The following is a 3333-nucleotide window of genomic DNA, read 5'->3' on the forward strand; positions in this document are numbered from 1 at the left end:
GCCTGCCGCCGCTGCTCAAGACCGTGCGCGAAGGCATGATGCGCGCCGGCCTGCCCAGCGACGCCCAGGACCGCCACATCCAGTCGCTCAACACGGCGCTGGCGGCGGCCTTCTCGGCCCGCTCGGCACCGCTGTCGTCCACCGTGCTGCGCGAGCTGACCCAGCGACTCGAAGCCCTCGATGAGTTGCTGCCCGACCTCACCGGGGTCGAGCTGGACGTGGACACCCTGCGTGACCTGTCTGGGCACGAAACCGAAGACCTGGAGATCGTGGCCGAAGGTGGCTCGATGCCGACCCCGGCCATGCAGGCCTGGGCGCGCGAGCTGCAGATCGGCGCCTGGTTCAACCTCGACTACCGTGGCCGGCATGAGCACGTGCAGCTGGCCTGGCAGGGCCTGCACAAGCAGCTCAGCTTGTTCGTGACCCCGGGCGGCCGTGGTGTGCTGTTCCAGCTGCACCGCCTGGGCGCCTTCCTGCAGGCGGGCCTGATGGTGCCGCTGGAAGAAGAGTCTTTGACCACTCGCGCCACGCGCGAGGCCCTGGCCAAGCTCGACGCCGACCCCGCACGCCTGCTGCAGTGACCCCCGCCAGCAGGGCGGATCTGTCCGCCCGTGACATCTGGGCGGGCTGCGAGAAATAACGCACGAAGGCGCGTTTATTCCTTCCACTTCGTAAAAAGGGCTCTGGCAGCATCTCCGACAAGCTTCTCGGAGTCCCGCATGGCCTTTCGTCGACCGTCCAACACCTCATCGCCCTGGGTGGGCCTTGCCCAGGATGGCGCCGTGTTGCTCGCCGTGGAAGTCGTGCATGGCGCCGACCGCCCGTCGGTTCAGTGGGTGGGCCGGGTGGATGCGTCCAGCCTGAGCAATGGCCTGCAGACCCTGAACCGGCAGCGCCGGCTGGGCTCGTCCAAGCTGGTCGGGCTGCTGACCAACGACGCAGCCCGCCTGGTGGCCATCCCCGCGCCCGATGTGCCCCGCTCCGAATGGGCCGATGCGCTGCGCTGGTCGCTGCGCGATCACGTGGATTTCGAGGTCGATGACGCGCTCATCGACGTGCTGGAGGTGCCCGAGGCCACCCAGTTGCGCCAGAGTCGCCCGACGCTGACCGTGGTGCTGCCGCGTGCGCGTTTCGTGCAGGTGCAAACCGACGTGGATGACGCCGGCCTGCACTGGACGGCGCTGGATGTGCCCGAGACCGCCTTGCGCAACGTCAGCGCCTTGGGTGAGGAGGAAGGCAAGGCCCACGCCCTGCTGGCCTTCGGTGAAAACAGCTCTTTGCTGGTCATCACATACCAGGGCGAGCTGGTCATGGCTCGCCACATCGAGGTGCAGGGCTCTGCGATGGCCAGCTCGAGCGAGTCTCGCGAGGGGGCACTCAGCCGGGCTTCGCTGGAGGTGCTGCGCACCATCGACACCTTCGAGCGCATGCACAGCGAGGTCTCGCTGCAAGGCCTGTCGGTGGTCTTGCCCCCGGGCAGCGGCGAGGAAGTCCTGCCCATGCTCTCGGACCTGATCTACGTGCCGGTGCAGGCTTTCCGCTTGAGCGACTGGATCGACCTGTCACCTCTGGGAGAGGCCCACCCCTGGGTGAGCAGCGGGGTCCACCTGGCCGACCTGTGCGCCCTGGGCGGCGCCTTGCGGCCCATGGCCGAAGCGGCCGGGCGACAGCAGCTGCGCTTCGTGGATGAAAACGAAGCCGCAGGCTCCGGCGGCCCTTGGAGCGCCCAGATGGGCTTGCGCCTGGCCGGCGTCGTGGCGGCGCTGGGCTTGTCGGTGGGCGTGGGCCTGAGCCTGTGGGCCAGCCACGCGACCACGCGGGCCCAGCAGGTCGAGGCCGAGTTGGCCCAGCTGCAGCGCTCGGTGACCGAACCCCAGGCGAGCAACGTCACCCGTGAGCTGGAAGAGCTGCAACGCAAAGAGGCGGTGCAGACGCAGCTTCGCCAGGTGTTGCAGGGCAACGTGAGCGCCACGTCCATGGGTTACTCGGACCTGTTGATTTCGCTGGGCCGTCAAACCCAGCCGGGCTTGTGGATCACTGGCTTGAAGGTGCGTGGCGATGGCCGCGACCTCGAGCTGCGTGGCCGCATGACCAACCCGGGGCTGTTGCCCGCTTACCTGCGTCGACTGGAGAAGGAAGACCGGTTCCGCAGCAGGCGCTTTGCGCAGATCGAGGTGCGTGACACGGTGTCGGAAGAGGGGTCGGTCCCCTCCGGCATCACCGAATTCACGTTGCGTGGCCGTGAGGCGGCCGAGCGCGTGGCGACCCAGAAGGAGACCCCATGAAGGGCCTCAAACTCCCCGCTCTGTCTTGGCCGAAGCTCTCGCTGCCGGGGCTTGGGCGCTTCGCGGGTGCGACGGCTGGTGCGCAGGCGCAAGCCCCTGCGGTCCCAGCTGCCCGTGCGTCGTTGAACATCCCGGGCCTGGACAAATGGGCGCCTCAGGCGCTGTTGCGTTGGCGACAGCTGCGGCGCCAGTTCGATGGGCGTTTGCTCAACGAGCGTCGGCTGTTGATCGGGGCCCTGATCGCTCTGATCGCCTACTTGTGCGACCTGACGCTGATCACCCCGGCGTTCGAGGCCCTGAAGGCCGCGCGTCAACGCGAGCAGGTCGCCACCATGGCCCGCGATGCCATGCAGACCGAGCTCAACCGCAAACGGGTGGAGCTGGCCACGCGGCTCATGGCCGCTCAGAAGGAGCAGGCCGAGTTGCGCAAGCGCCTGGCCGATGGCGAGCAGGAGCTGGCGCGTCAGCAGTCGATGATGGCCCCCGCGCGTGAGATGCAGAACCTTTTGGAAGGGCTGCTGGCGCAGCAGGGCCAATTGCGGCTCAAGGCGATGCGCACCCAGGCTCCGGTCGAGGTCCAGTTCAATGGCGCGCAGGGTGCTTCGGCCCCTGTTGGTGCCACCCCGGTGCTCTACAGCCATGGCCTGGAGATCAGCGTGTCCGGTCCCTACCTGGACCTGGTGGGCTGGTTGCGAAGCATCGAGCAACTGCCTCGCCGCCTGCTTTGGAGCGGCATGACCCTGAGCGTGGTCGATGGCGCGCCGCCCACGCTGACGCTGCAGGTGCAAACCTACAGCCCGGACCGCGATCCCTTGGAGATTGCCCCATGAGCCGGCTTTCCTTCTCTTGCCTGAGCGCCGCAGCCATGTTGGCCCTGGGTGGCTGGCTTCACAGCGCCTTGGCCCAGACCAACCCGCTGCTGGGCTTGAACGACCCGACCCGCCCGCCGGCCGGCCTGGTCAAGGTCGATCGCTCTGGTGGAGGCACTGCCCTGGGCGTTGCTGCGGTGGCGCCCGAGGCCGCCAGTGCCGCCAGCGCACCTGCGCCT

4 protein-coding genes are annotated in these 3333 nt (G+C 68.3%); all 4 read left to right on the top strand.

Going from position 1 to position 3333, the window contains the following annotated elements; translation table 11 throughout:
- The coding region (locus B2W70_RS04145) for a DUF1631 family protein (protein WP_286743151.1) at positions 1-581 on the top strand (581 nt) is incomplete at its 5' end.
- Between the two features lie 138 nt (positions 582-719).
- Positions 720-2285, top strand: coding sequence for a PilN domain-containing protein (locus tag B2W70_RS04150; protein ID WP_286743153.1), 1566 nt, complete (start codon positions 720-722; stop codon positions 2283-2285).
- On the top strand, positions 2282-3115 hold the full coding sequence (locus B2W70_RS04155; protein WP_286743154.1) for a hypothetical protein: 834 nt from the start codon (positions 2282-2284) through the stop codon (positions 3113-3115). Before B2W70_RS04150 ends, B2W70_RS04155 begins: the two co-directional genes overlap by 4 nt.
- On the top strand, positions 3112-3333 hold a 222-nt coding region (locus B2W70_RS04160; protein WP_286743156.1), incomplete at its 3' end, for a hypothetical protein. The genes B2W70_RS04155 and B2W70_RS04160, both read left to right, overlap by 4 nt.

The organism is Aquabacterium sp. UBA2148 (assembly GCF_002328915.1).
In the GTDB taxonomy this organism is placed as follows: Bacteria; Pseudomonadota; Gammaproteobacteria; order Burkholderiales; family Burkholderiaceae_C; genus Aquabacterium; species Aquabacterium parvum.

What these genes read in the sequence shown, in the direction of transcription:
- B2W70_RS04150 (WP_286743153.1), top strand. Translation starts at nt 720, where the DNA reads ATGGCCTTTCGTCGACCGTCCAACACCTCATCGCCCTGGGTGGGCCTT.
- B2W70_RS04155 (WP_286743154.1), top strand. Translation starts at nt 2,282, where the DNA reads ATGAAGGGCCTCAAACTCCCCGCTCTGTCTTGGCCGAAGCTCTCGCTG.